Annotated in this window: 19 protein-coding genes and 11 pseudogenes; 18 read left to right on the plus strand and 12 right to left on the minus strand. The window is 68.4% G+C overall.

The features are described 5' to 3' along the window. Positions 1 to 462: 462 nt before the first annotated feature. Positions 463 to 1,149: a hypothetical protein gene (locus tag KUM32_RS06435; RefSeq protein ID WP_217140816.1), complete on the plus strand. Its 687-nt coding sequence runs from the start codon at positions 463 to 465 to the stop codon at positions 1,147 to 1,149. 7 nt (positions 1,150 to 1,156) lie between these two features. On the opposite strand, the gene KUM32_RS06440 is transcribed toward KUM32_RS06435, so the two are convergent. Further along, positions 1,157 to 3,928 carry an AAA family ATPase gene (locus KUM32_RS06440; protein WP_308408605.1) on the minus strand — a complete coding sequence of 924 codons (2,772 nt, stop codon included), beginning with the start codon at positions 3,926 to 3,928 and terminating at the stop codon, positions 1,157 to 1,159. Between the two features lie 36 nt (positions 3,929 to 3,964). Next, positions 3,965 to 4,384, minus strand: coding sequence for a hypothetical protein (locus KUM32_RS44910; protein WP_308408609.1), 420 nt, complete (start codon positions 4,382 to 4,384; stop codon positions 3,965 to 3,967). On the opposite strand from KUM32_RS44910, the gene KUM32_RS44915 reads away from it, so the two are divergent. Continuing rightward, a complete protein-coding gene (locus tag KUM32_RS44915; protein WP_308408610.1) occupies positions 4,377 to 4,556 on the plus strand; it encodes a hypothetical protein in 180 nt (59 codons plus the stop codon). The genes KUM32_RS44910 and KUM32_RS44915 overlap by 8 nt on opposite strands. On the opposite strand, the pseudogene KUM32_RS44920 reads toward KUM32_RS44915, so the two are convergent. Continuing rightward, positions 4,488 to 5,000, minus strand: a pseudogene (locus KUM32_RS44920) (ATP-binding protein); the annotation flags it as partial. The gene KUM32_RS44915 and the pseudogene KUM32_RS44920 overlap by 69 nt on opposite strands. Before the next feature lie 146 nt (positions 5,001 to 5,146). Continuing rightward, a pseudogene (locus KUM32_RS06450) lies at positions 5,147 to 5,682 on the minus strand (transposase family protein); the annotation flags it as partial. Between the two features lie 1,036 nt (positions 5,683 to 6,718). On the opposite strand from KUM32_RS06450, the gene KUM32_RS06460 reads away from it, so the two are divergent. Next, positions 6,719 to 7,633: an MBL fold metallo-hydrolase gene (locus KUM32_RS06460; RefSeq protein WP_217140818.1), complete on the plus strand. Its 915-nt coding sequence runs from the start codon at positions 6,719 to 6,721 to the stop codon at positions 7,631 to 7,633. Between the two features lie 416 nt (positions 7,634 to 8,049). Here KUM32_RS06460 and KUM32_RS43280 read toward each other — a convergent pair. After that, a pseudogene (locus KUM32_RS43280) lies at positions 8,050 to 8,219 on the minus strand (transposase); the annotation flags it as partial. Between the two features lie 255 nt (positions 8,220 to 8,474). On the opposite strand from KUM32_RS43280, the pseudogene KUM32_RS06465 reads away from it, so the two are divergent. The 3 genes and pseudogenes from KUM32_RS06465 to KUM32_RS06475 form a co-directional block, all read left to right on the plus strand. Further along, positions 8,475 to 8,884 (plus strand): annotated as a pseudogene (locus KUM32_RS06465) (RNA-guided endonuclease InsQ/TnpB family protein); the annotation flags it as partial. A gap of 196 nt (positions 8,885 to 9,080) precedes the next feature. Beyond that, positions 9,081 to 10,169 carry a hypothetical protein gene (locus KUM32_RS06470; protein WP_217140819.1) on the plus strand — a complete coding sequence of 363 codons (1,089 nt, stop codon included), beginning with the start codon at positions 9,081 to 9,083 and terminating at the stop codon, positions 10,167 to 10,169. 542 nt (positions 10,170 to 10,711) lie between these two features. Further along, positions 10,712 to 14,443, plus strand: coding sequence for an endonuclease/exonuclease/phosphatase family protein (locus KUM32_RS06475; protein WP_217140820.1), 3,732 nt, complete (start codon positions 10,712 to 10,714; stop codon positions 14,441 to 14,443). Positions 14,444 to 14,625: 182 nt separating this feature from the next. Here KUM32_RS06475 and KUM32_RS06480 read toward each other — a convergent pair whose 3' ends face one another. Next, positions 14,626 to 14,790: a hypothetical protein gene (locus KUM32_RS06480; RefSeq protein ID WP_217140821.1), complete on the minus strand. Its 165-nt coding sequence runs from the start codon at positions 14,788 to 14,790 to the stop codon at positions 14,626 to 14,628. A gap of 388 nt (positions 14,791 to 15,178) precedes the next feature. Between KUM32_RS06480 and KUM32_RS06485 the strand changes: the two genes are divergently transcribed. From KUM32_RS06485 to KUM32_RS06495, 3 genes and pseudogenes are all read left to right on the plus strand, one after another. Beyond that, positions 15,179 to 16,030 carry a methyltransferase domain-containing protein gene (locus tag KUM32_RS06485; RefSeq protein ID WP_217140822.1) on the plus strand — a complete coding sequence of 284 codons (852 nt, stop codon included), beginning with the start codon at positions 15,179 to 15,181 and terminating at the stop codon, positions 16,028 to 16,030. Beyond that, positions 16,027 to 16,611 (plus strand): annotated as a pseudogene (locus tag KUM32_RS06490) (IS5 family transposase); the annotation flags it as partial. The gene KUM32_RS06485 and the pseudogene KUM32_RS06490, both read left to right, overlap by 4 nt. A 2-nt stretch (positions 16,612 to 16,613) precedes the next feature. Continuing rightward, positions 16,614 to 17,264, plus strand: a pseudogene (locus KUM32_RS06495) (glycosyltransferase); the annotation flags it as partial. 22 nt (positions 17,265 to 17,286) lie between these two features. Here the strand turns inward: KUM32_RS06495 and KUM32_RS06500 are convergent. Continuing rightward, positions 17,287 to 18,117, minus strand: a complete 831-nt coding sequence (locus tag KUM32_RS06500) for an alpha/beta hydrolase (protein WP_308408606.1) — start codon at positions 18,115 to 18,117, stop codon at positions 17,287 to 17,289. Between the two features lie 69 nt (positions 18,118 to 18,186). Here KUM32_RS06500 and KUM32_RS06505 point away from each other — a divergent pair, with 69 nt between their 5' ends. Together KUM32_RS06505 and KUM32_RS06510 are read left to right on the plus strand one after the other, a co-directional pair. Continuing rightward, on the plus strand, positions 18,187 to 18,642 hold the full coding sequence (locus tag KUM32_RS06505; RefSeq protein ID WP_254405121.1) for a MarR family winged helix-turn-helix transcriptional regulator: 456 nt from the start codon (positions 18,187 to 18,189) through the stop codon (positions 18,640 to 18,642). A 205-nt stretch (positions 18,643 to 18,847) separates the two neighbouring features. After that, positions 18,848 to 19,273, plus strand: coding sequence for a hypothetical protein (locus KUM32_RS06510; protein WP_217140824.1), 426 nt, complete (start codon positions 18,848 to 18,850; stop codon positions 19,271 to 19,273). A gap of 261 nt (positions 19,274 to 19,534) precedes the next feature. On the opposite strand, the gene KUM32_RS06515 is transcribed toward KUM32_RS06510, so the two are convergent. Beyond that, positions 19,535 to 19,840, minus strand: a complete 306-nt coding sequence (locus KUM32_RS06515; protein ID WP_217140825.1) for a hypothetical protein — start codon at positions 19,838 to 19,840, stop codon at positions 19,535 to 19,537. A gap of 70 nt (positions 19,841 to 19,910) precedes the next feature. Here KUM32_RS06515 and KUM32_RS43285 point away from each other — a divergent pair, with 70 nt between their 5' ends. Beyond that, entirely contained in the window at positions 19,911 to 20,120 is a 210-nt protein-coding gene (locus KUM32_RS43285; RefSeq protein WP_254405134.1) for a hypothetical protein, read from the plus strand. A 155-nt stretch (positions 20,121 to 20,275) separates the two neighbouring features. Here the strand turns inward: KUM32_RS43285 and KUM32_RS44925 are convergent. The 3 genes and pseudogenes from KUM32_RS44925 to KUM32_RS06530 form a co-directional block, all read right to left on the minus strand. After that, positions 20,276 to 20,641 (minus strand): annotated as a pseudogene (locus KUM32_RS44925) (hypothetical protein); the annotation flags it as partial. Between the two features lie 253 nt (positions 20,642 to 20,894). Next, positions 20,895 to 21,095: pseudogene (locus KUM32_RS06525) on the minus strand (transposase); the annotation flags it as partial. 265 nt (positions 21,096 to 21,360) lie between these two features. Then, positions 21,361 to 21,612 (minus strand): hypothetical protein, encoded by a 252-nt coding sequence (locus KUM32_RS06530; protein WP_217140826.1) that lies wholly within the window; start codon positions 21,610 to 21,612, stop codon positions 21,361 to 21,363. A gap of 545 nt (positions 21,613 to 22,157) precedes the next feature. Between KUM32_RS06530 and KUM32_RS06535 the strand changes: the two are divergent. From KUM32_RS06535 to KUM32_RS06560, 6 genes and pseudogenes are all read left to right on the plus strand, one after another. Next, positions 22,158 to 22,375: pseudogene (locus KUM32_RS06535) on the plus strand (IS701 family transposase); the annotation flags it as partial. 151 nt (positions 22,376 to 22,526) lie between these two features. Then, positions 22,527 to 22,901: pseudogene (locus KUM32_RS45215) on the plus strand (dipeptidase); the annotation flags it as partial. A 194-nt stretch (positions 22,902 to 23,095) separates the two neighbouring features. After that, positions 23,096 to 23,998 (plus strand): NUDIX domain-containing protein, encoded by a 903-nt coding sequence (locus KUM32_RS06545; RefSeq protein WP_308408607.1) that lies wholly within the window; start codon positions 23,096 to 23,098, stop codon positions 23,996 to 23,998. Between the two features lie 30 nt (positions 23,999 to 24,028). After that, positions 24,029 to 24,317 (plus strand): annotated as a pseudogene (locus tag KUM32_RS44930) (methyltransferase domain-containing protein); the annotation flags it as partial. Continuing rightward, positions 24,315 to 24,740, plus strand: a complete 426-nt coding sequence (locus tag KUM32_RS44935) for a hypothetical protein (protein WP_308408611.1) — start codon at positions 24,315 to 24,317, stop codon at positions 24,738 to 24,740. The pseudogene KUM32_RS44930 and the gene KUM32_RS44935, both read left to right, overlap by 3 nt. After that, positions 24,703 to 25,344, plus strand: coding sequence for a hypothetical protein (locus tag KUM32_RS06560; protein ID WP_217140827.1), 642 nt, complete (start codon positions 24,703 to 24,705; stop codon positions 25,342 to 25,344). The genes KUM32_RS44935 and KUM32_RS06560 overlap by 38 nt, the downstream gene beginning before the upstream one ends. Here the strand turns inward: KUM32_RS06560 and KUM32_RS06565 are convergent. Beyond that, positions 25,314 to 25,682, minus strand: coding sequence for a VOC family protein (locus KUM32_RS06565; protein ID WP_217140828.1), 369 nt, complete (start codon positions 25,680 to 25,682; stop codon positions 25,314 to 25,316). The two genes, KUM32_RS06560 and KUM32_RS06565, sit on opposite strands and share 31 nt — an antisense overlap. Positions 25,683 to 25,741 lie beyond the last annotated feature (59 nt).

Raw genomic sequence — 25,741 nt, forward strand, 5'->3', positions numbered from 1 at the left:
TCTGCTCTGCTTCGTCGATGACGCCCAGTGGCTGGACACGATGTCCGCGCAGACGCTCGCCTTCGTCGCGCGGCGTCTGCGGGCCGAGCGGATCGGACTGGTGCTCGCCGTGCGCGAGCCCTCCCCCGCATCGGAACTGGCGGGCCTGCCCCCGCCTCACAGTGGAACCGTTGCGCGACAGCGATGCACGCGCTCTGCTGGGCTCCGTGATCCCGGGCCGTCTCGACGAGCGGGTTCGCGACCGCGTCATCGCCGAGACCCGCGGAAACCCACTCGCTCTGCTCGAACTGGCCTGCGGGCTGACGCCGGTGGAGCTGGCGGGTGGGTTCGGACGCCCCGACGTACAGCCCCTGCCCGGCCGGACCGAGCGGGGTTTCCGTCGGCGCGTCCAGGAGCTGCCGCAGGCGACACGGCGGCTCCTGCTCATCGCCGCGGACCGCGACGCTTCGGGCGATCGAGGCGATGCCCCGGGACGCGGACCGGCCTCAAGACCGGCAGAGCGAGGCGCTCGGCCCCGGCCAGTGGGCGAAGGCGGTGCTCTACAACGGGCTCGGGCGTTACGAGGAGGCGTACGCCGCGGCGGAACAGGATGCCGGGGAACCGCCGGAACTGGGACTGGCCGTCCGGTCGATGGTCGAACTGGTCGAGGCGGCCGTGCGCAGTGGACGGCCGTTCCGCGCCGCCGAGACCGCCCGGCGGCTCGACGTATTGGCGCGGGCCAGTCATACCGACTGGGCCCTCGGCACCACGGCGATGGTGCGTGCGCAGGTGAGCGAGGGCACTGTCGCCGATGCCCTGTACCGGGAGGCGATCGAGCGGCTCGGCCGTACCGATGTCAAGAGCACGTACGCCCGCTCGCACCTGCTCTACGGCGAATGGCTGCGCCGTGAGAACCGCCGCGCCGACGCGCGTGAGCACCTGGGTGTCTCCCATGCGCTCCTCAGCCGGATCGGGGCCGAGAGTTTCGCGGAACGCGCCTGGCACGAGATGCGCGCCGTCGGAGCGACGGTGGGCAGGCCTTTCTTCCGGACGCGTCCTTCGCCCTCCGCCCGGGAGGCGCGGATCGTTCGTCCGGCCGGTGAGGGGACGGCCGGCCCCGGGACCGGGGCGGGCGGCGCGGTTCGTGAAGGCACGACGGTCACCGCCTGAGCCGTCCTCACAGGTGCCGGCGCGAGGTGACGCCTAGCTTGCCGAAGACCTTCCTCAGGTGCCATTCCACGGTACGTGGGCTGACGAACAGCCGTGCTCCGATCTCGGTGTTGGTCAGTCCTTCCCGCACCAGCCTGACGATCTGCACCTCCTTGGGCGTCAGGTCGCTCTCGGTGCTCTCGGTGCGGCCGCGGACGGCCTCCCCGGCGGCGGCCAGTGCGCCGGCGGCGCGTTTCGCGAAGCCACGCATGTCCATGCCCTCGAACAGGTCATGGGCCAGGCGCAGTTCACACAGGGCCTCGTCGCGACGGCCTCTGTGGCGCAGCCATTCGCCGTACACGAGGTGGGCGCGGGCCGACTCCCCGCGGACACGGGTGCGGCCGAGCGCCTCGATCGCCTCCAGGTAGTGGCCCTCCGCCTCCGCTTCCTCGCTGAGCAGGGCGCGGGAACGGGCTTCGATGCCCCGGGCCCAGTCGGTACCGCTCGCCTGCGTCAACTCGGTCAGACGGACCAGCGCGTCGGCGGCCTGTCCGGGTCGGCCGGCTCTGGAGGCCGCCTCGATGTATTCGACGAGTGACCACACCGGGATGCCCATCTCCAACTGGATGTACTCCCGGCTCGCCAAGTCGGCCGCCTCGGCCGCCTCCTCGTACCGCCCCAGGCCGTTGTAGAGCAGGGCTCGGGCCCACCGGCTGACCACCGGTCCCACCCCTTCGCCGCGATGCTCCACCCCTTCGTCGGCCCGTCTGCTCAGTTCCAGGCACTCGTTCTCCCGGCCGCGCCAGGCGGCGACGAAGAGTGCCCCGTAGATGGGGGCGGCGGTCCCCACCGCCTCCGCGACCGTCTGCACTTCCTCCGCCAGCGCCGCGCCCTCGGAGAGTTCTCCGTCGAGGACGTGAACCACGCAGCGCATGGTCAACGCGAACGGCAGCGCCGTGGCCTGCCCCGCCTCTCGCGCCAGTCCGAGATGACGGTCGGCCAGCACGGACATCGTGTCGTGGTCCCACAACCCCACGGCGGTCACGCAGATCAGCCACAGCCAGCGCAGGCCCTCTTCCGGGGACAGCTCCGGCTCTTTGAAGGCACGCAGGGCCCGGCGCAGGCCTGGCACGGCGGCGGCATGGCCGTCGATGATGCGTACCGCCAGGCCGTCGAGCAGGAGATCCGTCGGACGCGGCGGCTGCGTGGCCGGCAACTGACGGGCTCCCTTTGCCGCTTCGTACTGGCCGTCGTCATACGCCTGCGGCCCGGCGAAGATCGCCGCGTTCACGACCTCCAGGTACGTGTCCCGGGCCAGCGCGACATCATGGTCGGCGAGCCGGCCGGCGGCCTTGAGCAGGAGGCCGGGCGCCTCGCTGCCCCGGTTCGAGGTGAACGCGATCCGGGCCCGGGCCAGATCCACCTCACCGCGCCGGCGCCCCTCCACGAAGCCCGTCTCGGCCAGGGCCAGCAGCTTGAGGGCGAGATCGGGGTTGCCCGCCTCATGGGTCGCACGGGCGGCGGCCAGCGCCCGGTCCTGGCGCCGGACGGGATCAGGCGTGAGTTCCACCGCACGGGCCAGGAACGCGGCCGCGGCGGCGGACCCGCCCCGCGTCTCGGCCCGCCCGGCGGAGCGTTCGAGTTCCGCCGCGATGGACTCGTCGGGCCCGGTGGCGCCGTGTGCCGCGTGCCAGGCGCGGCGATCGGGGTCGACGGCCGGGTCCGTCACCTCGGCCAGCGTGCGGTGCATGCCACGCCGTTCCTCGGGCGAGGCCGACCAATAGACGGCCGAGCGCACCATGGGGTGGAAGAACCCTACCCGGTCCCCGACCTTGACGAGTCCGGCTGCCACAGCGTCCGTGGCGACCTCTGGGTCGATCCTCAGCCTGCTCGCGGCACGCCAGAGCAGCGCCGGATCCCCTGTGGGGTCCACCGCCGCGGCGAGCAGGAACCCGCGGGTCTCTTCCGGGAGCCCGGCGATCCTGTTGGCGTAGGCCGTCTGGATGCGTTCTTTGACGGGCTGAACGCTCGGCAGTCCGAAGCCGCCGGCCAGTGCCGCTGGCATCGACGTCTTCGACAGTTCCAGCAGCGCGAGCGGATTGCCCCGCGACTCGGCGAGGACACGCCGGAGGACACGCTCGTCCCAGGGGCCCGGCAGTACGGACCGCAGCAAGGCGTACGCCTCCCGATCGGGCAGGCCCTTGACCAACAGCTCCGGAAGGCCGACCGGTTCCGGTACACCCAGCGGCTCGTCGTCCGGCATCCGGGCCGCGAAGACGATGGCCACCGACTCCGCGTGGAGGCGTCGCGCCGTGAACGCAAGAGCCTGCATGGACGCGCGGTCCAGCCACTGGGCGTCGTCCACGACGCAGAGCAGGGGGCGGTCCCGGGCCACCTCGGACAGCAGCCCGAGGACACCGAGGGCGACGAGGAAGCCGTCAGGGGCACGTTCCGATCCCAGCCCCAGGGCGCCGCTGACGGCATCGCGCTGGACCGCGGGAAGCCGGTCGAGACGGTCCGTCATGGAGGCGCACAGCTGATGCAGCCCCGCGTACGGCAGTTCCATCTCCGACTGCACACTCGTGACGCGGACGACCTGGAATCCCCGTGCCCTGGCCGTCGTGTACTCGAGCAGCGTGCTCTTCCCCACCCCCGGCTCGCCCCGGAGCACCAGCACACGACTGTCACCGCCGCGCACGGCGTCCAGCAGCCCGTCCAGCAGCTCGCACTCACGGCGGCGCCCCAGAACCGGCCTGTGCGGAGAAGGTGGCTGCTTCGTCTGCTGAAACAGGATGGACACGCATCTACCTCCGTCGTGAACCCGGGTCGTCTCCGGTCACGGAGCATCGGCTGCCTCGAATTGGTGCTTCCGGCGCCGAGATCGACACCCGGTCCGCTGGAAATCGCCGCGGTCGAGACGCAAGGGTCTGCGGGCGTCGACGTTGCGGCGTCGGCGCCGCAGCCGGCGACCGTGATGGAGGTGCAGTCCGGCCCTGGTCAGCGCCCAGTCGGCGGGCAGCGCGGCGAGCGCCGTGGCGTAGTCCTCTTCGGCGGTCTCGTCCGGGCCCAGCACCGCGGTGGTGTAGGCGCGTGCAACCCTCTCCGAGGGCAGATCGCGTGCCGGCTCCGGCAGGACGGCGAGCAGTTCCCGCGCCGGGGCGCCCCGTGTCTGCGGCGACGGCGGCGTCCGCCAGGTCGGAGACCAGCAGCCGGCGGCACACGGAGAGTGGGTCCAGCTGGATGTCCGGATGGACACCCATGCTGTCTTCCTCGGCGGAGTCGACCCGGGCGGCGGCGAGGAGCAGGATCGGCAGGTCACTGGTACGCCGGGGGACGAACCGGAGCACGTCCCGGCTGGAGGAATCGACCCACTGCAGGTCGTCGGCGAGCAGCAGGAGAGGCTGCCGGTCGGCCGCGTCGGCCAATAGCTCCAGTACGGCGAGTCCGACGCAGTGGATGGGCGGATCGGCCTCCGCGGCACCGAACGCGCCGCTCAGAGCCCGTTGATGCGGGCCCGGCAGGTTCTTGACGCCCCGGGTGGCGGGCTGCAGCAGAAGCTGTAGCGCCGCGAACGGCAGCCACTGCTCAGTCTCCACTCCCGAGGTTCGCAGCACCCGGAAACCATGCCGCGTGGCATCGTCCTGGACGGCACGCAGCAGGGTCGACTTGCCGACACCGGCGGCTCCGTAGACGGGCAGCGCGGTGCCCTGTCCGTCGGCGGCGTTCGCCAGCATTCCGCGCAGGACGCGCAGTTCCTCGTCCCGCTCGATCACCTCTGGCACGCCACGATCAGTCCGCGCGCATCCCTCATCAACGCCCCCCGTAGTGCCGTACGTATGGGCGTCAGAACTGGGGTGATCCTCAGTACCCATGCTGCCGCGGCAACATCAGTCAAATGCCTCTCAGATGACTCATCAAACAGTCAGCCCTTACGGTATACCGCTGAAAGCGCCGGACTGAAGGGGTCCAGCGGGGGGACCGGGCGGGTTCCGGCCGCGGCAGCCACTGAGCTTTTCCAGCGCTGACGCTCCAGGGTGAGGACGGCGGCAGCGATCGACCGGAGCCGGTTCGGGCTGCATCGGGCTCGGCGGAAGGTCCGCCAGGTCTTCAGCCTGGCGACACTTCGTTCGACTGGTGCCCGTGCTGCTGACAGAGCTCGGTTGACCGTCCGCCGTGTGGGAGTGAGCTCTCCGAGGGGCGGGCGTCCGACCGGCGTGGTCACCCAGGGGCCGCCTCCGATGTAGGCGCGGTCGGCGAGGACGGGCGCACGGAGAAGTCGGCCCGGCTGTCGCCCACCCGGTCGCACTCGGCGAGTGTTCCGTCGAGCAGGACGTACTCGGGGCCGGTCTCCCGCAGGAGGCGCAGCAGGCCGGGCGCCCGGCGGGACAGGTGGCCGACGACGGAGGTGACGTAGGCGTGAGCGGTGCCGACGGACATGCCGAATCCGGTGGCGATCTGCGCCAGCGTGTCGTGCCGGCGCAGATGGACCAGGCCGACGAGAGCACGCCGGTGAGGCGGGAGCTTGCAGCGGCGGTCACCCTCACGGGTGACGATTGGCCCGGGGCCTGGGCGTCAGTCCGGAGGGTCTGCGGGGCTGGGTGAAGCAGCCGGAGATCGACCGGAGGGAGGGGCCCGCCGGTGCCCTGCCCACGGCGGAGCGTGAGGAGCTCGTGCGGCTGCGGAGGAAGGTCCGCGAGCAGGAGCAGACGATCGAGGTGCTGGGAAGAGCGACGGCCGTCTTCGCGCGGCAGAGGACGAAGCAGCCGCGCGCTACGCGTTCATCGACGCGGAGAAGGCCGGTGAGGGCGACCTCGGCGGGTACAGCGTGTCGCTGCTGTGCCGTGTGCTGAAGGTGGGGCGCTCGGCCTCCTCCTCGTATCTCGCGGGCCGTGAGGCCGTCGCCGTCCGGCGGGAGGCCGAGGACGAGCTCGCCGGGGAGAATCGGCGGATCCACGCCGGGTCCCGTGACGCCCACGGCGCCCCGAGCGTGACCGCGGTCCTGCGGCGCCAGGGCCGACGGATCAACCGGAAGAAGGTGATGGCCGTCGCCCGCGGCGGGCTGAAGGAGAACTGCATTGCGCACTCGGACCGGGGTCGGAACAACAGACATCGGCAGGAAGTGTCCCGTCGCGTATGGGGCCGCCAGGTCAGTACGCGAGGGACGGCCAGGTCGTCGCGGCGGCGGTGGCGGCTGGTCGGCCGGTGTGGGCGGCTCGGTGGGCAGCGAGCGGAAGCCGAGCGAGCAAAGGGCCCCAAAGGGGTTCGCACAGATGGTGACAGCCATCAGCCTCGTCACGCGCGCCAGGACCCGTGGGTGCCGCTCGCGGAGTCCGTACGGATCAGCGTCTGCCGCCTTCGCCGATGGCTTCGGCCGTTGGGCCAGGAAGAGCCGGGTGCTGGTGATGTGGCCGGCTTCCGTGTCCGGACACGCGTTTCGGGGTCGGACGAGGTCGGCGACGGGCTCACTGGGGCGAAGGAATGAGGAGGTTGTCACAGACCGGGCTGCTGTTCGGTCCTAGGTGATGACTGAACGGTGTGTCCCATCGCGCCGTCGATGTCTTCGGTCAACTCTCTTCAAGAGGAGAACAACATGAACCGGCTCAACGTCGCACGCCCCGATGCACCCGGGCATGACGAATTGGTTCCATCGCGCTACGCGCTGAAGGTCGGTGACATCGACGTGATGGTGATCAGCGACGGGGTACTGCCGATCCCTCCCGCGACGCTGGCCACCAACGCCGCCAAGACCGACCTGACCGCCTGGCTCGATGACATGTTCCTGCCACACGAGCTGCTCGACTGGCCCCTGAACGTGGCCGTGGTGCGCAGCGGCGGCCGGACCATCCTCATTGATTCCGGGCTGGGAGCAGAGTTTCCGGGCTTCCCGCGGGCCGGACAATTGGCCATGCGACTGGACGCCGCCGGAATCGATCCCGCATCCGTGACCGACGTGCTGCTCACCCACTTGCACATGGACCACATCGGCGGGCTGCTCGTCGACGGACTGAGGGGCCGACTGCGCCCGGACCTGCGCGTCCATCTGGCCACCGCCGAGGCCGAGTTCTGGGAAGCGCCTGATTTCTCCCGAACCGCCATGCCGGCACCGGTGCCGGAGGTGCTCCGAACGACCGCCTCGCGGTTCCTGGACGTATACCGCAGCCAGCTGCGGACGTTCGAGAAGGAGTACGAGGTGGCGCCAGGAGTAACGATCTGTCGCACCGGCGGTCACACCCCCGGCCACAGCATCGTCCGCCTGGAGTCCGGCGGCGACCGGCTGACGTTCGCCGGCGATGCCGTGTTCCAGTGCGGGTTCGACAAGCCCGAGTGGCACAACGGCTTCGAACACGACCCCGAGGAATCAACCCGCGTCCGGATCGGCCTCTTGAAAGAGCTGGCGGCGAGCGGCGAGCAACTGGTGGCCACACACCTGCCGTTCCCGTCCGTCTGTCACGTGGCACGCGCCGGCAACGCCTACCGTTTCGTACCGGCGGTCTGGGATTACTGACCGCACTTCGCGGCTGGGCCGACGCGAGAGCAGGGCGTGAGGGGGCCAGCCCTGACGTTGTAGCCCTGATTGTCAACCCGAGCGGAATGGAGCGGTGCCCACTTGCCATGGTCGTGGGCACCGCTCCGGGGCCGATGTGTCCGCTGACGCTGTGTCCTGTCTCCGTCCATCCGACAGACCGTGCACAGTCGACGGCGACGGCCCCGAACAAGACGCTGCGTGAACTCCACCACGGTTCCCGATCCCTCCGCCGACGCAGCACCGAAGCGGCCCTGGAACGCGTCCACCAGGCCAACACCCGATTTCGAGGTGAGAAAGCCCACGTCAGCGTCGTACACCCCCGCCCACCGAGCGAACGTCTCGCGCACATCCCTCTACGGCAAGTCGAGGCCAGAGCCACGATCGCCGCAGCGATGGCGCAGGCGGGTGAAGACGATACGGTGCAGGGCGGTGTCGGTCTGGCGGTCGCCGCCGCGGTTGAGCCGGTATGTGCTCCGACGGCCAGAGGAGTACTCAATGGGGGGGGGCTGACTCCGCACAGCGCGGCGAACGACGCCTCAGTGCCCAGCCGCTCGGGACTGTCCCCCCATGGTGATCAGCAGCGTGACTGCCTGTCCCGGCTGATGCCCACCGGTACGAGCAGTTGTGGGACGTGGCGTTCGACGAGCCGGGCAGGCGTTGGTTCAGCCCGGTCATAGTCGGAGTGCCATTCGCGGCGCCGGTCGACGCCCCGCCCCGTTCGCGCACTTGACTGTGCCGACCAGCCCTCGTCGTGCCCCTTGCGTGGCTTGGCCGCCAGGGTGACCAGGCCCTACCAAGGGACGTTCTCCCAGGAGAAGTGCCTCGCTTCCTGCGCCGGGCCGAGAAGAGCCTGAAGAAGGTGCGGCAAAACCTCTCCCACGGGGAGAAAGGCAGCGGGAACAGGGACAAGGCCAGGATCCGTGTCGCACGGGCACATGCCCGTGTCGCGGACGCCCGCCGCGAGTTCCACGACCAGCTCTCCACGCAGCTGATCCGTGAGAACCAAACGGTCGCCGTGGAGGACTTTGCGGTGACGGGTCGCGTCCGCACGCGCGGAGCCAGTCCGTGCACGAGGCCGGAAGGTCGGCGCTCGTAAGCATGCTGGAGTACAAGACCGCCCGGCACGGGGCGCACCTTTGGTTATCTCGTTTCAGCGGATGTGGTCCACTCGACATGACAGTGACGACGATCACTGTCACATCCAACATTTCCATTCTGTCATATGGATGACAACCCGTCAGCAGCGAGCGAAATGCGGCGCGGCCGAGGCGGGCGTCACACGAAGTGATCAACCAGCACATCACGGGGCCCGTCGCAGCCACTGACCCCACGTCACGGTTCGGGCTCCGCCCAGGCGCGGCCCCGCACTCCGGCATGCGCCCGTGGGCAAGATCCGCAATTTCCGCGAGAAAACCAGGAGGCCGAAGTGCTCAAGAGACTGAAAAGATTCCGGCTGGCGGCAGTGGCATTCCTTGCCGCCTCCGCCGCTGTCGTCGGTCTGTCGACGCCGGCATCCGCCGTCTGGGGCTTTCCCGGCGAGGGAAGTGACTGGAAGCCGGTGAACTACGCGGGTGGCAAAATCACCAGCAGATCCACCACGAGTGAGGCACGCGACAACCGCAACAACATCATTCATGCCTGGCGCGGCGGGGACAACGACAACATCTACATCTCGCTGAACAGCGGACCCGCGTACCAGTTGCCCGACGCGCAGACGTATACGTCCCCGCGGGTGATCTGGACCGACGACGGTGGTCGCGGTAACTTCCGGATCTTCCACACCGGCACGGAAAGCCACGTCTACCAGCACCGCATCCAGCTGACCACGAGCTACCAGCTGCCCGCCACCCTGCCCAACTGGACCAGGGTCCCCAACGACACCCGCACCACCAACACTCTGCCCGTGGGAGTCGCCGCGCTCCCCAACAACTCGTACATGCTCGCCTGGAACAGCCAGTCCGACGACCAGATCTGGACGCTGTACTACAACGGCCAGACCGCTACCTACAGCAATCCCAGCCTGGTTCCGAACGCGCTGAGCAAGGACGCGCCGGCCCTTGCCGCCCAGGTCGACACCAACAACGACGACCCGGCCCCCTGGAACCAGGTCGTTCTCGCCTTCACGGGTACCAACAACTACGTGTACCAGTCGCGCCAGCAGTACGGAAGTTCCTCATGGACGAACCCGCGTCAGATCTTTGCCGCGAACTCCTACGGGTTTTCGAGGCAGGGCCCGTCGGTCGCGCTCTCCCGTAACGGCTACGGCGTCATCACCATCTCCGAGGACCGCGACAACACGATCGGCAGCTACATCATTTCCCGCGACGGCGGGTGGAGCGGGTTCTACGAGGAGAACTCCTTCGCAAGCACCGTCGACAAGACCCCGCTGGCCGTGATCGACGGTACGACCTTGTACTACGTCATCAATGGTTCGGCCGGCGGCCAGAACGGGGTCCTGTGGAAGCGCGTCTACGACTTCGCGGCCATGCCCACGCCGCCCACGCCTCAGTGGTAGGCCGACGGTAGCCCAGTACAACAACCACAGCGGTAGGACCCGGATACGGGACCCAGCAGCGTTCCGGCTCCAGGATCGCGGCGTAGCCGGACAACATCCGCGTCGCCGCGATCCCCCCCTTCCTCTCCAAGACCTGAGAGCGCGGCAGGCACGATCTCGACGTCTCCAGCCCTGACGCCGGCAGAGAACCGCATGTGCCGTCCAGACTCGCGGCCTCTGCCCCGCAACGACACTCCTTCGCGCCCGACCGGTCCTGACACGCACACCCGGCGTTCCCATGTCAGGACGGTCCGGCATCCGGCGATACGCCGAGCCCGCCCGAGCCCAACTTCCCTGAAGAGAGGTCGGGTTCTGAAATCTGCCGCGCGGGCACCGCCCGAGCCCTTCTCACCCCCACCTCGCGTGCAGGTACGAAACGAGCACGCAGAAATCGAGTTCCCGTGAAACCAGGTAGACCAGCGGCGGGCCTTGCGTCAGGCCTGCTGCTTTCACTCTTGATGTCGGGGATCGCCCCGGCATCGGCACTCACTCCTGTGGCGTCCATGGCCGCCCCGGCCGTCGCGGCGGCAGAGGAGGACCCACCACCCACCGGGCCGGGGGCATCCGGGCCGGATCTGAGTCACGAGAACCGCACGAGCCCGCCCGCCGGCCTGCCGGACTGGTCGCGCGTGGGATACCGAGGTGGCCTGGATCTGCCCGGCGGTGACTCAGGTGCGACAACGCAGACCTCCTGCATCATCTCGGCGGGAGAGCTCGCGTCCACGTACAAGGTGATCGCCGACGACGGAGTCGATGACACCACCGGACTGCAGAGGGCGATCGACTACGTCAAGAGCGACTGCTCCCCGCAGGCGAACCTCGGCCGGCTCTCGCGCATCGAGCTGCCGGCCGGCCAACTCGACGTGTCGCGGCAGATCTACGTCGACGCCAGCTTCCTGACCGTCAGAGGGAAGGGTTCCGGCGAGAACGGCACCCGCCTGGTGTTCCGCCCCGACGTCAACACCCGGTACGACACGCTGGTCAACGGCCGCTGGGACCAGGACGCCATGTCGGCCGGTAGCGGCAGCGACGTGGGCAAGGGCGGCTGGATATGGCCGGGGCGCGGTCTGTTCCGGGTGCAGACCCGGGACATGGCCGAGCGGTACAAGGACGACTGGGCGGCGGCCCCGGCCAACCGCAAGGACCTCTTCGAAGGCAGCATCAACCAGCACTGGGCCTCCGGACTCAAGCTGGGCGCCCAGGGCGACGACCCCGGATACGCGGCCCGGCAGGGCCATTCCGTGGTGCAGCTGGACGCGAAAGCGAAGATGGACAAGCTCGTCCTGAACGGCTACGTCTGGGTCGGCGCGGCCAACAGCATGAAGTTCTACGAGCAACAGGGCATCACTGACACGAGCTTGATGGAGTCCCTCCACATGCGTCAGCAGATGTTCCGGCTCGTCGGCAAGGACACGGTCGCCAAGACGATCACGCTGGACCGCCCGTTGGAGTGGGACCTTCCGGTCGACTCCGTCTCGGACGGATCCGCCCCGCTGGGACCCACCCCCTACGCCAGCAAGGTCACTCCGCTGACCACCGTCGAAGGGGTCGGCTTCGAGGACTTCTCCTTCACCCAGGACATGAACGGGCTGCCGAAGCTGGGCGGCGGCACGTACTCGCTCACCCCCGAGCAGGCGAAGCACAACTACGGCAACCTGGCGCCCGAGTACGCGATGCACGGCATCGTCTTCAAGTGGGCCGCCAACAGCTGGGCGCGCGGGCTCAAGGCGACGATGACCGGCTCGCATCCGATCGTCACCGAGGTCGCGCGCAATCTGCAGATCGAGCGCAACAGCTTCGACGGCGCCTGGAACAAGGGCAAGGGCGGCAACGGCTACCTGCGCGGCAGCCGCGTCTGGGACTCACTGTGGGCGCTCAACATCAGCCGCAACCTGCGCCACTTCACCTTCCAGTGGGCGGCCAGCGGCAACGTGGCTTTCCGCAACGACCTCGACTCCGACCTCAACCTGCACGGCGGCTGGGAACAGGGCAACCTGTTCGAGCAGAACACCGTGCGCACTCCCTACGAGCACCGCTCGGCCAGCTGCAGCGCCAACTGCGGCGGTGAAGGCGGTCAGATCGACGAGGGCACCTGGTACCCCATCTGGTGGGCGGCCGGTCCCAAGGCGGCCAAGTGGGCCGGTTCCTCCGGGCCACGGAACGTCTTCTACAACAACACACTGATCAAACAGGCCACCGCGGGCGGGCCGTTCGAGCCGTACACGCCGTACGGTACTCGCTCCGGTACTGCCTTCCAGTTCGGCTCGAATACGAACGACGCAAACCAGTTCCAGCACCTGGGCCAGGACGGTCAGGTCATCGCGGACTGGACCGGCCGGGAGACCCAGGACTTCTTGGGGAAGGGAGTGGCACCCCTCGACGTCGGCAACCGGCATTCCCTGTTCCTCGACAACACCGGCGGCGAACTCGAACCCCGGCCGCGCCAAGCTCAGCGCACCGTCGGTACCTGGAACATGCGCGGTGCGACCAGCAGGCTCGTGGGCGAGAACTACGACCTTTACGACCTCATCGTCCAGCTCATGGAGCTGGACTCGTTCAATCTCAGCCTGGTTGCCGTGCAGGAGGCCGGCAGGCCACCCCGGTACAACCCTGGTGGGTACAACCCGAATGTGCGCAGAATCCCGCAGAACCAATATGTGCGGTGGAACGCGGCCGGCACTGAACGCGTGTCTGAGGACGTCCTCGAGGTGCCGCTGGGAACACCGGCCCGGCCTCGAGGGTATGTGTACTGGCTGCACACACACAACGACATCAGCACGACAGGTCGAAACAACATCGGCATCATCACCTATTCACGACTGCCCTTGGACGACGGGCAAACCCATGTATGGGTCGCCGCCGGGCCCGTGAACAGTAACGGGGTCTCCACGGGTCGCCCTGCGCTGGGAGTCCGCCTCGGCGACACCGTGTACTGGACCTTGCATGGAGGATCACAGACCAATGGCTCGGACGTCCCTCAGATCCTGCGCAATATCAACCGGCAAATGAGCGCCGCGGGTCCGAACGGAGCTCCGATGCGCTATGTCGTCATGGGAGATTTCAACCGCACCCCGTCGAACCTGGAAGGCTCCATCTTCGCTAGTGACTTCACCGTCCATCGACCAGCCGCCCCTACCTACCACAGACCCAACAGGGAATATCAATACGACTATGCGGTCACGGCAGGCAGGGACATGCCCAACGCCGTCACCGTCGCGGCGCGACAGGTCCACGATTCATCTCTTTCGGATCACCGCCTTTCGACGTTCTACGTGAACGCCGCTCGGGTTGAGGACGAACCCGGTCAAACACCGCCTGGCGGCGGGCATGACAGGCCGCCCCCGAGGCCGACAAAGAAGAGGATCGTACTTCGCGGCGCCAAGACCGGGAAGTCGGCCCTGCCCTCCGGTCAAAGTGGTGACGGTAGTCAGGTGGTCGCGGTACCGGTCGATCCGCATCATCTGCCACTGCAGAACTTCGAGATCGAGGCGGATCCCGAGTACCCCGGATACCACCGTGTGCGCCACGTGTACTCCGGTGCCTATCTCGGACAGATCGACACGGCCGACTCGGAGGTCTACACGAAAACGCATTGGTACGGAACCGAATCGCTCTGGGCTCTGGTCGAGGGGGACGATCACACCTGGATGCTGGTCAACCATCACACCGGCCAGGCACTCACATCCGTCGTGGTGTCGGGTCAGGAACGGCTGTTCGGCCGTGACTGGGACGTCGAGGACTCGAGCCAGCGCTGGTTCTTCCAGGATGCCGACCAGGCGTTGGAGGTGTATGAGATCACTGACTCGACCGAGTCACCCGGTCAAGTCCTTCGCCCGCTGAACGGCTCCCCCGAGGAAGGCGTCCCGCTGGAAATGGTCCTCGACAGCAACGACCCCAGCGAAGAGTTCACCTTGCTCGCAGCGGGTGACAGGAACGATGAAAAATGCTTCTACGCGGTCAACCAGGACGGAAGGTATCTCAATTCGACAAATGGCGCAGTGAACAGTCCGGCAGAGGGAAACACCCTCACTCTCAACGCATATCACCCGGACTCCGACGGTTACCCGCTCTGTTCGAGTTCGGATCCTCGCGTGGAAGCGACAGTCTTGAGCCAGCACAGGCGATTCAACGAGTTCGTCTTCCTCACCACTCGCGCAATATCCGCCTATGTGAGTCTGACCTACACGGTCCAGAACGCGAACCTGTTCCGACTCAGGTCGAAGAACAGTCGCTGAGGTCAAGCCTTCGTGACAGATACGCGTGTCGCGCACCGACGACGTCCATCAGCACGATGTGGACACCGCGGCGCAGCGAGACGCCGCCCATCGGATGACCGAGGTCCCCTTCCCGACATGTCGGGAAGGGGACCTCGATGTTTCGGAGAGTGTGGCAGATCGAGGGACCAGGCGATGGCCTCCTACGGAAACGGGTCGAACCGTAACTCGAGTCCGACGGTCACCTCGCACCTGTACGTTCGGACGACGACCCGAACGACGCCCGCGTCGACAGCCTCGGCGAAGCCGCGGGCCTCTTCGGGGACGCCTTCGTCGACAGCGAGGCCGAGCACCTGGGCCTGCACCACCGTGGACTGTTCGGGCGGCCCGCCTCGGACTCCACGACCCGCCGGTTGCCGGCCGCACTGGACGAGACGTCCCTGGCCTTGATCGCGAAGGCGCAGCGGAAGGCCCGCCGACACGCGTGGTCCCTGCTGCACCTGCTCCCCATTTTTGGGCACGGAGACATCGAGGGCTCCGTCGTGCTCGTAGACTTATGACGTGGCATTCATGAGCACCCCGCACTGCTGCTTCCTGTGATCGGAAGACGCTGAGGGCGATGCCGGACGGCGTCGCCCTCCTTGGTGTGCCTGCTGCGTGAATCACCTCCAGATGCTGCCCGTTCCTTCCTGAGGCAGTGACGCTCTGAGCGCGCAGGCATGATCCCTTCCCTTCACCCCTTGCCAGGAGTGCCTCGTGCCCGTGTCGCTTCCCCCTGCCCTCGATCTGTCCCTCGACCTGCTGCGCTGCCCGACGTGCCGAACGCGCCGCCTGCACCCCGAGTGCGGTGCGCTGCGTTGCCCGGTGGGCCATACCTTCGATATCGCCCGTCACGGCTATGCCAGCCTGCTGACGGGCACCCGTGCCACCAGCAGCGATGACGCAGCCATGGTCAAGGCCCGGGACCGGTTCCTGTCCACCGGCACCTACGCGCCCATCCGCGAAGTCGGGGCCCGCCTGGCGGCCGACGCCGTGTCAGAGCAGGGCACGGTGGTGGACGTGGGGTGCGGCACCGGCTACTACCTGGCCGGCGTACTCGACCAGTTGCCCGGCGCCCGTGGTCTGGGGCTGGACACATCGGTGGGCGCACTGCGCTTGGCAGCCCGTGCCCATGACCGAGCCGCCGCGGTGGCCTGGGACGTCTTCCGGCCCTTCCCACTGGCCGACGGGGCGGCCGATGTCGTGTTGGACGTGTTCGCCCCGCGCAACCCGGCCGAGTTCCATCGCGTACTGCGCCCGACCGGCCGGCTGATCGTGGTCCGACCCACCGGGCGGCACTTGGCCGAGCTGCGTGGGCAGGTGCCTGTGATGGTCACGATCGACCCGGTCAAGGAACAGCGCCTGCACCGGGCGCTCCACCCGTTCTTCGAGGTCGCCGTCACTGAACAGGTGGAGTACTTCGCGTCCTTGACCAGGCTGGATGCCCTGGACCTGGTTGCGATGACGCCGAGTGCACGCCACGTGAGTCGTGCAGACCTGAATGACGGCGGCGTCCTGCCCGACCGGGTCACCGTCTCCGTGCTGGCCACCGCCTACCAGCCTCGGTGACCACGAGCGGGCCCATGCGCCTGCTGACCGACGAACAATGGGCCCGCCTGGCCGCCCTGCCTTCCCCGCCGCGCGGGGAAGGCAGGGCGCCCGTCCGCCGACCACCGTCGCATCATCGAAGGGATCATCTACCGATACCGCACGGGCATTCCCTGGAGAGATCTGCCCCGCGAAGCATTCGGTCCCTGGCAGACGATGTGGCAGCGCCATCGCAGGTGGGCGGCCGACGGCACCTGGGACATGGTTCTGGTTCGACTGACCGCCCAGGCGGACTCGATCAATGGGATCGACTGGACGGTCATGGTCGACTCGACAATCAACCGGGCTCACCTGCACGCCACGAACACGACTCGGCCGGAGACGGACACCAGCGCCGCCACCCGCCGCAGCAAGAGCGGTACTCCTGCCACCGGGCGCGAGCCAGCCGGGGTCCCGACTCTGGACACCGAGACCTACAAGCGCAGGTTCCTCAAAGCAGGTCCGCGCAGACCTCGCGGTCCGTGGCATCCGCACGGTGATTCCCGAGCGTGCTGAACCTCGTAGAACGATCATTCAGCCTGTTCAAGCAGTGGCGGGGCCTGGTGCCCTCGCCGCCACCGACACCTTCGCACCCCTCGCACGCGACGCAGGGCTAAAGTTCCGCAGTCTGCCCGCCCATACCCGTGGGCGCGGCGGCGGCACAGGCAGACGTGAACTGATGCGCACGGCTGCCGCGTTCATCACCGAACTGGGTCAGGGCTTCGCCGACGCGTTGGACAAGGGCACGGACCTGCTCCTGCTGTCGACCACTACCGCCCCGCTGGGCTGGCACCTCACCGGGGCCACGGGCACACCGATCCTCCAGGCCGGCAGTGCCGGACTCGCCGCCGACGGGGACGACGTGCCCACCATGGGGGACGTACCGCACGCACTGCTGTTCCCGCGCCTGGCTGCGGTGGTCCACCATGCCGGGGCCGGCACCTCTGCCGCCGCGCTGCGCGCTGGAGTGCCCGCGGTCACCGTCCCCGTGACCGCGGACCAGCCGTTTCGGGCAATGCGGCTTGCCGCCCTCGGCGCCGCCACCGACCCGATACCCTTCCGGTCCCTCACCACCGAACGGCTTGCCGACTCGCTGGACCGCGTAGTGAAGCAGCGGGCACGCAACCGAGCCGCCGCAAGGGCGGCGAAACATCTGGCGGCCGAGAACGGAGCAGGTCAGACACTCAAGACCATCCAGCAGACGACTGATGGATGACAGCAGTCCGAGTGGATCCGCATCAGCCCAGGAACGCCGTCAGGTGTTCGTTCAGTTGCTGCGGCGCGGTAAGGGGCAGCGAGTGGTGGGTGGCTCCGGGCAGTACCACCACCTTGCCCTGCGGCAGCTTCCGGCAGGCTCGGTCGGCGACCTTCCCGGCATGGTGGGCGCGACTGTGCTCCGCGAGCAGGACCAGGACGGGCATACCAAGGTCGGCCACCCGGGGGCGGGAGCCTGTGATCAGCTTGCGGCCGGGAACGGTGGCGGCCAGGGCATACAGGCGCTGCCAGGACTTGTCCGGGTGGGTCCCCGCCGTCTCCCATGCCAGGAATGCGGCAGCGCGGGCCTGACTGGGGCGCAGGAGAAGGGGCAGTGCGCGCAACAGGTAGCCGGGCCTGAAACCGGTGAAGACCTGGGTGGGGTCGAGGAGGGCCAGGCGGTTGACCCGCTGGGGTGCGTGGAGTGCGTATCTGACGGCCAGCCAGGCGCCGTAGGAGTGGCCGCACATGTGCGTACGGGTGAGGCCCAGCCCATCCAGCAGGGAGTCCAGCCACGCGGTCAGGTCGTCGGCGGTCTTCAGAGGTGTGCCGCCGCTCCGGTCGGTACGGCCGGCGTCGCCCAGGAGATCCACGGCATGGATGCGGTGATGCCGGCCCAGAGCCGGTGCGTTGGCGAACCAGACCAGCCCGGTGGCGGAGCCGCCGTGCAGCAGCACCAGCGGGGCGCCATCGGCGGGACCGTACACATGGACCCGGGTGCGCCCGTAGGGGGTGACGATGTCGCGCTCCTCGGTGGGGTGCGGCCAGTGGCCGCGGAGTTCGTCGTAGGCGAGGTCGAAAGCGGTCCGGGACACTGGGCTTTCCTCTCGTCGAGCGATAATCTCGGTGAGCGAGATATTACGCATGGGTCCCAGGGAGTGTGAATGAACGACCAGAGTCCGGTGATGGAGCTGGTCCACGTGCTGCGTGCGGTGACCGTGGAGTTCGACCTGCTCGGCGCCGAGTTCGCCGCACGTCACGGTCTGCACCCCACCGACGTACGCGCGTTGATCCACCTACTGGACTCGGCGCGGGAGGACATCCCTGCCACGCCGGGATGGCTCGGTCGTCAGATGCGCCTCAACTCGGCCGGTACCACCGCCCTGGTCGACCGGCTGGAGCGGCTTGAGCTGGTCCGGCGCACCAAGGACACCGTCGATCGGCGACGCGTGCTGCTGGAGGTGGAGGAGAAGGCGACGGAGCTCGGCTGGTCCTTCTTCGGGCCGGTGATCGCCGAGGTGGTGGCGGTCGCGGAAGGCTTCGACACGGGCGAACTGGAGACGGTGCGTAGCTTCCTGACCGCGGTATTGCATTCCACCCAGCAGGCACGAGCGACCTGACAGGTGCAGCTGCGCGGTCACGACGGGCTGGGCGAGGCGGCGCGAGGGGGAACCGTTCCCACCTCGCCGCCGCGGACCGACTACGCGCCGACTGTCCTCTCGTCGGCCACCCTTCGCCTGCCTCGTGCAGGGCGATCCGCAATGCGGCCGACGACCAAGATCAGCACACGTCTACTGCCCCAGGGGCAGAAATGGAGATCGTGGGATGGCCACTCAGGTGTCACCGACGGTGAACGGTCGTCGTCACTCCCTATTCCTCAGGACCGCGGGCGCTCTGCAGACGCTGACCATATTCCTGCAAGCCGTATCCGCCGGTCTACTGCTGACCTCCACTTACGGAGAGACGCTGCACAGCGTGGGAGCACGTGTGATGTACGGCGCGACCATGCTGTACGTGCTCGCGGCGGTGCTGGCGTGGAAGCCGGGCGGCGGTTCGCTGCGGCCCGTCTGGCACGCTTCGGGCTTCCTCGCCCTCGCCTCGGCTCAGGTCTTGCTCGGCATCGCCCACATTCCGTCCCTGCACGTGCCCCTGGGTGTGCTGATGTTCGGACTGAGTGTGCTGGCGCTCGTCCCCCGCCGCAGCCCGACACATGCACAGGATCACCGCGGCGGTGATGGAGCCCTAACGTGACCGCCACCGCCTGCACCTTGGCGGCCGTCCCCGACCTCTTCGTGCTGTTCATCGGCGCCCGCTTCCTGCTGCAGCCCCGAGCTGCCGCCACGTGTTGAAGAGATACTCGCGCTGGGCAGTCGGTCGGTGGCTTGCGGGTGGGGTTTCCGGGTCCCTGCATGGGCCGCCACGCCGCTCTCATGAGCCGAAGCACATCCCCCTGTGGAAGGCCGAGAGGCCGGGCTCTGGGAGAGCACGGCCTCTCGGGTGGTGACGTGGCGCCTACCAGTAGGTACGCGTGATCTTGTCAGGCAGTCGCCCCTGCCGCTCCCCTTCCTGGAAGATCGCCGATGCCGCGATCAGGAAAGCACGGTGAAGTTTCGGGTCCGGGTCGGGATTTCCCACATTCCCGATGTTTTTGTCGAGAAGCATGTCACCGAGTGTTGTCCCCTCCAGCGTGCAGGGGCGGGCGACTGATCCCTCCGGGTCGATCAGAATGTTTCCGGTGACACCTTCCGCGGCTTCCCAGGCGTAGACGGATCCCGCTTCCAGAGAGTGGATCTTCCTGCACGTCAGTGATGCTGTCACGGGGATTCCCACCAGTTCGCTCGCGCCCGGGATCTGATCACCTGAACCCTATACCGTCCGCCACGGGCGCATGTTCGTCCCAGGTGTGGCCGGCGTCCAGGGTCGCCTGATGGGCGCGGCGATAGTTCTGGTCGCCGTGCTGACGCATCCAGTTCGACTCGTACAGTTCATGTGCGAGCAGATCGAAATCACTGGGGTGTGGATTTCCGTTCTGAAGGCGTTCCCAGGCCCTGGCGATACGCGGGTCGCGTCGAACCGCAGCATTCTCGCGTCGAGTTGATGCGTTTCGATGAAAAGGTGGTTGTAGATCTGATTGATGTCGGCCGCGGAATAGCCATGCGACGCCGCGCTCTGCGCCACCCGCACGCTGGGCACGTTGTCGGCGTAGGCGTAGGCGTACGCGGAAGCGTACGGCGTCGACAGGTCCCGGGCGGCCGGATCGGGCCACGTGAAGCGACCGGTGGCGGTGTCGTACTGGCGGGCGTGCGGATCGAGATTGCCGGTGCTGGTCTCGTACCGGGCGCCGGTGTACGACGGGGTGCTCGCGGGCGTGCCGCTGGTGGTGGTGTTCAGGACGCGGGTGCCGAACGAGTCGTAGATCCAGCGCTGGTAGAGGGTCCCGGTGCTTCCGGCGACGTCGACCGAGGAGCCCTGGGTGTCGTGGTGGTAGTAGAAGAGCGCCCCGGCGCCCGTCTCGGTGCGGTGGGCTGGCCGAGCGGGTCGTAGTGGTAGGACTGCTTGACGGTCCAGGCGCTGTCGTACTCGGTGGCCAGGATCGGCGGCGGGGCGTTGGGGTTCCACTGGGTGCGGTTGGTGACCGCGCCGTCCTTGAGGGTGGCGACCTGGTTGCCGCTCGCGTCGTGGTCGTAGGCGTAGCCGACGCCCCGGACGGTGGCGGTGGAGATCTGTCCGGCCAGGTCGTAGGTGTAGGTGTCGGCGCCGGCCTTGGTCCGGTTGCCCTCGGCGTCGTGGTCGTAGGCGGTGGTCGAGGTGCCGGTGGTGGTCGAGGTGCCGGTGCTGGTCGAGGTGAGCTGGTCGGCGGCGTCGTAGGCGTAGCTGAGGAAGCCGGTGTCGTCGACGATCAGGACGGCATCTCTGGGTCTCCGAGGTGTTCCACGACGTAGTCGCGTACGTCGTCCAGGGCCTCGTCGGCGTCCCACTCGATCCGGTTCAGCAGCCGCCGAATGCGATCGGGACCCGCATGCCCGGCCTCCTCCGCCAGCGTCCAGCCGTTCTTCCGTTCCAGCGGCGCGATCGTGGGAGGAGTCGATCACGCAGTGGGACCAGTCCAGGCGTGAGGCCGCGTTGAGTTCCGCCAACAGCACCGGCATGACGCAGCACGGTCGCGCCGCCGCCCATGCCGGTGAGTACCGGCCGACGCAAAGAGGCGTCGGCCGGTACTCACACCTGCGACATCACCGCGGAGGGCTCTCCGGCCGGTCGACGTGCGGGGCAGGCCGCACGAATCTCGGCCGACGCGCCCCGCCGGACTCATCCGCGTTCAGCGCGTCAGCGTCCGCTCAGCGGACCCAGAGAGCCCACCACCCACCCTCGGCGTCGGGTACGTACCGGCACTGGTACTCCCCCCAATAGGAGCCGAGGCCGTCCTGACCATCATTCATGCACGACTGGTACTTGACCCATCCACCGACCAGACGGAAACCGTCGGGGTCGGTGGCCGCAGCGGACGCCGAGCCCGCGGTCAGCGGAATGGTGACTGCGGCAACACCGACCGCGACAGCGGCGGCAACCCGGGAACGCCATGACTTCATGTACAACTCCTTAAGACCGAGACGAGCCGAACCGACCGTCAACTCCCTGCGTTGTGCGCCTAGTTAGATGGCCGTCAGCCGCCGGCAGTTCTCGGCAGACGTGGATGGCCTGTGAAGGAGCGCGCCGGACGGATGCGGCCCTCCAGGTAGCGCGTCCGCGGCGACACGGAGGAGCAGAACTCGGCCGGTGCGGATCGGAGCAACGCGCGGAACGGCACAACAGCGTCCTCTCCTCCGAATTGCGGGGAGGGCGGGCGGTGAGGTCCATGGCGGAGAACGCGCCGTCGTGGATGCGCAGGGCGACTTGGTCGCGGACCTCGATGTTACCGGCACCTCCAATCGCAACGATGGATCGTCGTCGGCCCCGGACCGGCCGGTCCTCGAACCGGACGGCGAGCCCGGCACCATGCGGCTCGCACGGCTGCGCGCCGCATGGAAGGCATCGTGGGAGGAGGGCGGCTTCCTCTACCAGCGGTGGGACGAGGTCTTTAGTACTGCAACGGTGTGTGCCGTGTCTGGTGGCCAGCTCGGTCGTTGGTGTGGTCATGGGTGGGGACCTTGCTGTGTCAGGTTGTGGGCGGGTGAACCGAGCGCTCTGCTTGAGCGGTTCGTGCACCGGTTCAACCGGGAGAAGCCGCGTCAGTCTGCTCTGGCGTACATGCGGGGGCTGGTCGCGCCGCTGGAGCGGAAGAACGGCTGGACGCTGGCGGAGGAGGCCGGGCATGCGGGTCCCGATCGCATTCAGCGGCTGCTGAACCGCCTGAGACAGTTGCCGCACGGTTCGCAGTAGATCGTTCAGGCGTCTCCACCGGGTGCCAGTGAGACAGGAGGGGAACTGAGACATGCGAACTGTTCCTAACGGCGGGCACGCCGAGCCCTGTGACGAGTCCCTGGCCGGGACAGCGCTGCGGGAGATGCACGAGGAGACCGGAATCCCTCGCGAGGGCGTCCTGGACCGCCTGGAGCACGCCCGCTCGCTCCTGCCCGCCGGCACCGACCTCCTGTTCATCGAGGGCTACCGGCCGCTCGCACTCCAGCAGCGCTACTTCACCGAGTACCGGGACGAGCTGGCCGCCGCCCACCCCGACTGGACCGCCGAGAGGCTGCACCATGCCGCCAGCCGGTACGTGTCGCCACCGGAGGTCGCACCCCACTCCGCGGGCGCGGCCGTGGACGTGACCCTCGTCGACCAGTACGGCCACGAACTCGCCCTCGGCACCCGCGTCAACGCCTCCCCGGAGGAAAGCCACGGGGCCTGCTTCACACACGCCATGAACATCAGCGACCGTGCGCGTCACCACCGCACGCTGCTGCTCAACGCGATGGAGAGCGCCGGCTTCACCGAACTACGGAACCGAGTTCTGGCACTTCTTGGCAGCGGATCGGCCGCCGGCAGCCCCGACACAGGAGCGCGGCCACCACACCCTGGCCCGGTTCGACGGTCAGACCGGCAACAGACGGAAAGCACCGAACGGAGGCACGTGTGCCTGACGACACCCAGCAGACGATCCGAGCCGTCCCGAATCCGGCGCCCCGCGGCGATCCGCAAGAGCACCACATGCACCTGCTCGGGCGGTACTACCGCCAAGTGGAAGCAGGCCGCAAGACGATCGAGGTCAGGGTGGCCAAGCCGCGAAAGCGCGCCGTCGCCGCTGGTGACACGGTCGTCTTCCACGACCGGGACACCGGGCGGGAACTCGACGTCATCGTGCAGCGGATCACTCCGTACCCTTCTTTCGAGGACCTGCTCCGCTCGGAGGAGACCGCGCGTATCGATCCGGACGGGCTGCCCGGGGAGTTGCTCGCCAGTCTCCGCAGCATCTATCCGCCGGCCGAGGAAGCGCTCGGCGTTCTCGCCTTCGCGTTCGACCATCGCCCTGCCCGACCAGGGCGCCCCATGCCGATGACGGCCGAGGAGTACGCGCAGACCGTCCCGCACCACACGGTGTACGGCTGCCTGTACATCCGCGATGAGCACGACCGGCCCATCCAGTTGCGCTCGGTCTACGGCGCGAGGCTCTGGCAGTTCCCGGGCGGCAACCTGGACGCCCCAGGCGAGGACCCGCTGCAGACCGCCCGGCGCGAGACGGTCGAGGAGACGGGCCTCGAGCTTGGTCTGAGCACGCCGACGCTGCTCCTGACGCACTTCCTGCACGCCGGGCAGCGCCTGCCGCTGAACAAGGTGGGTTTCATCTTCGACGGGGGTCGGCTGACCGCGGACCAACTCGACCGGATCCGCCTCGACCCAGCTGAGCACGACATGTGGGCCGTCCACGACCTCGCCACCTGGCAGGAGCTGATGGCGCCGCGCGCCTTCGCCCGCCTCGACGCCGTCGAACGAGCCCGGCACGGTCAGGGCCCCACCTTCCTGATCACACACACCTGACACCCCAGCACGCCCACCCAGGAGGCAACCGTGCCCGCCGAGGACACCAACCATCCGGGCCTGGCAGGTCTATGGCCAGCGCCAACTGGCCCGTGCTTACACCCCGCCCGTCCCCGACCGGCTCGGCTGGACGCCCTGGGAAGGGATCGGGCCAGGAGCGGAAGTCCTCGGCGACGTCACCGCCCGCCGCGCGCTGGACATCGGCTCCGGAGCCGGCCACCACGCCGTCCACCTTGCTCAGGCTCTCGGAGCACGCGTCACCGGCATCGAGCTGTCCCCGACTCAGCACGAACGCGCCGTCTCCGCCCACCCAGACGTGGCTTGGCAGATCATCGTCCCGCTGAACCAGCCGGCCAGCCCGTTCCGGCTCCGCGGTGACGAGCTGTCGCTGAACGGCTTGGTGGTTGCGCACGTCGAGCGCATCGACGCCGACGAGGCTGTCGGTGGGTACTTCCGCAACGATGGCCGGGCCGCGCCCCTCAACCCCAATGCCCGCAGCCGGTGCGTCGGGTGCGGGTGGTGCCCGAACACCCTGGAGGCCGCCGCCGATCCAAGGATGCAGGAGGACCAGGAGCTCGATGCCCTGCTGCGGGCTCTGGGGGAGCAGCACCCCCGCCGCAACCTGACCGAGTTGGAGGAAGTCACCGTCTCTCAACGACGCCTTCGCCGGCTTCGGGGAGGCCGAGGAGGACCGGCGGATCGGGATGCGGATCCGCACCATCGGCCAGGACTTCGCCCGTGAAGCCCCGCTCCTGCTGCCCCTGCCCGAGGACCCCTTCGAGACCGGCCTGGCGCTGAACCCGCGGGTCGACCGATATGGCATGGTCGCCGCCCGGGTCTGCCGCTACTCGGTTCCTCCGCTTCATCGGGCGCACCGTCCACGTTCTCCTGCGCTCGAGCGAGGTCGTGGTGTCCACGGCCGCACCGAGATCGCCCGCCACCCCCGCCTGACCACCAAGGGCGCTGAACGGGTGGTCTTGGACCACTTCCTGGAAGTCCTGCTGGCCAAGCCCGGCGCCTTGGCCGGCTCCGAGGCACTCGATCAGGCTCGCCGTGAGGGCACCTTCACCCCCGCCCACGAAGCACTCTGGTCCACGGCCAAGCACACGCTCGGCGAGTCCCAGGGCACCAAGGCTCTGGTCCAGGTCTTGTTGCCGCACCGCCACCTGCAGCACCGCGACGTGGTCGCCGGGATCCGCGCCGCGCTCGCGGTCGGCGCCTGCACCGCGGGCGTAGTCCCTGTGGCTGAGAGCGGCACCGTCAGGCACGAGCCCGTGGCGCAACCGCTGATGATCGTCCGGTGGCGTTCGGCCGATCAAGCGCGGTCGTGGAGCGTGACCTGGTAGCCGTCGGGGTCGGCGAAGGTGAAGGTCCGACCGAAGGGGCCGTCGATCGGTGTGGAGACGATCGTGTGACCGTCGGCGACGAGCGCGTCGTGGATGGCCTGGACGTCGGTGGCGTGGAGCCAGATCGCGGCACCGATGCCGGGCTGAGCGACGGATGCGAGGTCGGTACCGGGAATGACGTCGCGGAGTGCGAACGCGATCGGCTTCGTCTCGAAGACGACGGCGTGCGGAGGTCCGGCCGGCGAGCGGACGAGGCCCAGGTACTGCTCGTAGAACGCTTGCGAAGCGTCGAGGTCGCGCACTTGGAGCGAGACGAAGTCGGGGCCAGTGGCGGGCATGAGGCACTCCTTCTCTTCATGTCAGTTTTCTGACACGCGTGAACTTATGTCAGAATACT

The sequence above is a fragment of the Streptomyces sp. AC627_RSS907 genome (genome assembly GCF_019049165.1).

Coding starts and splice junctions, on each gene's coding strand:
- KUM32_RS06560 (WP_217140827.1), top strand. CDS start 24,703: ATGCGGATCCGCACCATCGGCCAGGACTTCGCCCGTGAAGCCCCGCTC.
- KUM32_RS06565 (WP_217140828.1), bottom strand. CDS start 25,682: ATGCCCGCCACTGGCCCCGACTTCGTCTCGCTCCAAGTGCGCGACCTC.
- KUM32_RS06435 (WP_217140816.1), top strand. CDS start 463: ATGCCCCGGGACGCGGACCGGCCTCAAGACCGGCAGAGCGAGGCGCTC.
- KUM32_RS06460 (WP_217140818.1), top strand. CDS start 6,719: ATGAACCGGCTCAACGTCGCACGCCCCGATGCACCCGGGCATGACGAA.
- KUM32_RS06530 (WP_217140826.1), bottom strand. CDS start 21,612: ATGAAGTCATGGCGTTCCCGGGTTGCCGCCGCTGTCGCGGTCGGTGTT.
- KUM32_RS06475 (WP_217140820.1), top strand. CDS start 10,712: ATGGCCGCCCCGGCCGTCGCGGCGGCAGAGGAGGACCCACCACCCACC.
- KUM32_RS43285 (WP_254405134.1), top strand. CDS start 19,911: ATGTTCGTCCCAGGTGTGGCCGGCGTCCAGGGTCGCCTGATGGGCGCG.
- KUM32_RS44915 (WP_308408610.1), top strand. CDS start 4,377: ATGGACACCCATGCTGTCTTCCTCGGCGGAGTCGACCCGGGCGGCGGC.
- KUM32_RS06510 (WP_217140824.1), top strand. CDS start 18,848: ATGGCCACTCAGGTGTCACCGACGGTGAACGGTCGTCGTCACTCCCTA.
- KUM32_RS06505 (WP_254405121.1), top strand. CDS start 18,187: ATGAACGACCAGAGTCCGGTGATGGAGCTGGTCCACGTGCTGCGTGCG.